The following is a 3,097-nucleotide window of genomic DNA, read 5'->3' as shown; positions in this document are numbered from 1 at the left end:
GGACGAGGATTTCCGGTCGGTTTATCTCGACCGCGCCGGCGACGGTCCGGCCATGGTGCTCGATGGAAAGGTCGCCGCGCTCTGGGGCGCCGGAATCGGCTGGCCCGGCTTCAGCGCCGTGGCGGGCAGCCCCGCAGGAGCGCGCTTTATCGCACCGGATGCGGAGGAGATCGCGCGTATCAGGGCCAAGCATAATTTTCTAAAGCCGCTGACGGTGCCAGCGGGAAGCTATCCCAACCAGAACGCGCCGATCAATTCGGTCGGCTCCTGGAGTTTCATCCTCACGCGCGAGAATTTGTCGGATGATGTAGCCTATCACCTCGCGCGCACGCTGCACGGAATCGAGGGCGCGTTTTGCAAGAAGCTTGCACAGGCTTGTGAAACCACAGCGGTGAATACGCTCGCGGCCGCGCCCGATCCCGCACTGATCCATCCGGGCGTGCTGCGCTATTTCCGCGAGATAGGCGTGGCGAAGTAGTTGATGCACCGTTGCTGGCATTCACCGAAACGGCGCACCTATTCTTGTTGGCTTTACTTCTTCACCAGCGAGCAGGCCGGGTCTGGCGGCCCGAACGCATCCGCGCCCGAAATGTGGGTCAGGATCTTGTAATAGTCCCAGGGATATTTGGACTCCTCCGGGCTCTTGACCTGCACCAGCACGAGATCGTGAACCATGAGATTGTCTTCGCGCAGCTTGCCGTGGCGGGAAAAGAAATCCTCGATCGGCTTTTCGCGCATCTTCGCCGCGACCTTGAGCGGCTCGTCGGTTCCGCTATCCCTGACACCCTCCAGGTAATGCATCACAGACGAATAGACGCCGGCCTGCCACATCGTCGGCATCCGGTTCATCTTGGCGAAGTAGCGCTTGGACCATTCACGAGTCTTGTCGTCCATGTCCCAGTAGAAAGAAGTGGTCAGCAACAGGCCTTGGGCAGCCGGCAAGCCGAGCGAATGAATGTCCGTGATCAGCACGAGCAGGCCCGCCATCTGCTGGCCGCCCTTGAAGATGCCGAATTCGCCGGCGGTCTTGATCTCGTTGGTGTTGTTGGGCGGTCCGGCCGCGATGCCGATGATCTTCGCCTTGGACGCCTGGGCCTGGAGAATGAAGGAGGACAGATCGGGCGTCGCAAAGGGCGGCCGCACCGAGCCGAGCACCTTGCCACCATTCTTGACGATCACCGCCGAGGCATCTCGTTCGAGCGAATGGCCGAACGCGTAATCGTCTGTGATGAAAAACCAGGTGTCGCCGCCGCGCTTCACTACCTCCTGGGCGGTGCCGACGGCAAGCGCATGGGTGTCGAACACCCACTGGATGGCATACGGGGAGCAGAATTTGCCGTGGAAATCCGCGGCTCCGGTCGAATGGGTGATGAACAGCTTCTTCTTCTCATTGGCGATGTTCTGCACCGCCAGGCCCACAGCAGAAACCGGCACGTCCACAATGAGGTCGACCTGTTCGGTGTCATACCAGCGGCGCGCAATTGCCGCGCCGATATCCGGCTTGATCTGATGATCGCCGACGATGACGCTGATCGGCTTGCCCAGCACCTTGCCGCCGAAATCGTCAACCGCCATTTGGGCCGCGGTGACCGAGCCCTGGCCGGTGGGCGTAGACGCCGGACCGTTCATATCCGTGAGAACGCCGATCTTGACGACATCATCCGAGACCTGCGCCGCGGCCGGCGCCGCGTACGACATCGCGGAGAGGATCGCCGCGAGCATGGATATTCTGGTGGCTGAAATCACGGACGTCCTCCCGGTATTATCAGGGGCTGTTGCCCCTATTGTTGCGGGAAGCTTAGCCCACCGGTTCTCGCCGTGGCAATCAACCCAAAGTCGGCGTCGATCCTCCTTCCGGTCAGCCTTGCGATTAACGGCCTTGCGTTCCGAACTTGCTTCCAACCAATTGACAATAAATGTAATTGTTGTCGACAAAGCTGGCAGAGGAAAGCCATGTCAGACGAATTCAGCGCCTTGCAACTGATCCTGAACGGCGATGCAGCGCTGTTTGCGATCGTGAGGCTGTCGCTTGCGGTCAGCCTGTCGGCGGTCGTGCTCGCCGCGGTGATCGGCATGCCGCTCGGCGCGCTGCTCGGATTAAGCCGATTTCGAGGGCGCTCTCTGATGGTCGTGCTGCTCAATTCCTTGATGGGCCTGCCCCCGGTCGTCGTGGGGCTCGCAGTTTATCTGCTACTGTCGCGATCCGGACCGCTTGGGGCATTCGGCATCCTGTTCACGCCGACGGCGATGGTGATCGCGCAAACGATCCTGATCGTGCCGATCATCGCGGCGCCGACGCGCCAGACGGTCGAGGATCTCTGGGTGGAATATCGCGACGAACTCACTGCGATGGATGTGGGTCCGGCCGGCCGGATGGCAACATTGCTGTGGGATGCACGCTTCAGCCTGGTCACGGCGTTGCTCGCCGGCTTCGGCCGCGCTGCCGCCGAGGTCGGCGCGGTCATGATCGTCGGCGGCAATATCGATGGCTTCACCCGCACCATGACGACGGCAGTGGCGCTGGAAACCTCCAAAGGGAATCTACCGTTGGCATTGGGGCTCGGACTGATTCTTGTCACCATTGTCATCGCGATCAACGCCGCGGCATGGGGTACGCGGACATGGTCCGAACGGCAGGTGGGTTGAAGATGCGCGCGCCTGTCAGCGATCTTCCCCTGGTCCTTGATCGCGTCTCGCTGCGCGCGGGCTCGACCACGATTCTCGACCGGTTGAACCTGACCATTGCATCGGGTGCGCCGACGTTGATCGTAGGACCGAACGGGGCCGGCAAGACCAGGCTGCTGCGGCTCTGCATGGGACTGGATCGGCCAACGGCAGGACACATCACGTGGGGTGGCCGCGCCGATAGTCCAATGGCGCGTCGTGCAATCCTGTTTCAGCGTCCGGTGATGCTGCGTAGGACAACTGCAGCCAATATCGCCTATGCGTTGGCGCTGGCGGGTATTCCTCGCAGCGAAAGGGCGGAGCGCGTGGATGCGTTGCTGGAGCGGGTCGGGCTTTCCGATCTGGCGCAGCGACCGGCGCGTCGGCTTTCGGGCGGCGAACAGCAGCGACTGGCGCTGGCGCGCGCCCTGGC

At 62.0% G+C, this 3,097-nt stretch carries 4 protein-coding genes; 3 read left to right on the top strand and 1 reads right to left on the bottom strand.

Annotated elements, in window-relative coordinates; genetic code table 11:
- A partial coding sequence (locus tag VJV58_RS03345) for a TAXI family TRAP transporter solute-binding subunit (RefSeq protein ID WP_324135925.1) occupies positions 1-478 on the top strand: 478 nt, incomplete at its 5' end.
- A gap of 53 nt (positions 479-531) precedes the next feature.
- Here VJV58_RS03345 and VJV58_RS03340 read toward each other — a convergent pair.
- On the bottom strand, positions 532-1,722 hold the full coding sequence (locus VJV58_RS03340; RefSeq protein WP_324135926.1) for an ABC transporter substrate-binding protein: 1,191 nt from the start codon (positions 1,720-1,722) through the stop codon (positions 532-534).
- Between the two features lie 231 nt (positions 1,723-1,953).
- Between VJV58_RS03340 and VJV58_RS03335 the strand changes: the two genes are divergently transcribed.
- Both VJV58_RS03335 and VJV58_RS03330 read left to right on the top strand, forming a co-directional pair.
- The gene (locus VJV58_RS03335) at positions 1,954-2,646 is read left to right on the top strand and encodes an ABC transporter permease (RefSeq protein WP_324135924.1); all 693 of its coding nucleotides are present in this window, start codon (positions 1,954-1,956) and stop codon (positions 2,644-2,646) included.
- A 2-nt stretch (positions 2,647-2,648) separates the two neighbouring features.
- A partial coding sequence (locus VJV58_RS03330) for an ATP-binding cassette domain-containing protein (protein ID WP_324135923.1) occupies positions 2,649-3,097 on the top strand: 449 nt, incomplete at its 3' end.

This window comes from Bradyrhizobium sp. (assembly GCF_035273305.1).
Classification (GTDB): domain Bacteria; phylum Pseudomonadota; class Alphaproteobacteria; order Rhizobiales; family Xanthobacteraceae; genus Bradyrhizobium.
Note: the sequence above shows the minus strand (reverse complement) of the source record. Positions and strands in the feature narration are given on the sequence as shown.

What these genes read in the sequence shown, in the direction of transcription:
- VJV58_RS03340 (WP_324135926.1), bottom strand. Translation starts at nt 1,722, where the DNA reads ATGCTCGCGGCGATCCTCTCCGCGATGTCGTACGCGGCGCCGGCCGCG.
- VJV58_RS03335 (WP_324135924.1), top strand. Translation starts at nt 1,954, where the DNA reads ATGTCAGACGAATTCAGCGCCTTGCAACTGATCCTGAACGGCGATGCA.